Source organism: Pseudomonas sp. yb_9 (assembly GCF_043103635.1).
Lineage (GTDB): Bacteria > Pseudomonadota > Gammaproteobacteria > Pseudomonadales > Pseudomonadaceae > Aquipseudomonas > Aquipseudomonas monteilii.
The window spans coordinates 1-303 of the sequence record NZ_JBICKA010000070.1 but is presented as its reverse complement, the minus strand read 5'-3'; the positions used below and the strand labels follow the sequence as shown (position 1 = coordinate 303).

At 60.4% G+C, this 303-nt stretch carries 1 protein-coding gene; it reads left to right on the top strand.

Annotation, left to right across the window (positions count from 1 at the left end; all coding sequences use genetic code 11):
- Window positions 1-294, top strand: a 294-nt coding sequence (locus tag ACF8MI_RS19105; RefSeq protein WP_392517718.1) for an IS3 family transposase, incomplete at its 5' end; no start/stop codon positions are given.
- Window positions 295-303: the final 9 nt, after the last annotated feature.

Sequence of the window (303 nt, the reverse complement as noted above, 5' to 3'; positions counted from 1 at the left end):
GTGCATAGCGACCGCGGCAGCCAGTACTGCTCAGCGGCTTACCAGGAGCTGATCCGCGCCCATCACTTGCGATGCAGCATGAGCGCCAAAGGCAACTGCTACGACAATGCCTGTGCAGAGAGCTTCTTCCACAGCCTGAAGGTCGAGTGCATCCACGGCGAGCGCTTCACGAGCCGCGCCCAGATGCGTGAAACCGTGTTTGAATACGTCGAAACCGATTACAACCGCCAGCGGCGACACAGCACGCTGGGGCACATCAGCCCAGAGGCCTTCGAGGCCAGGATGTGTGCTTAAACCCGTGTC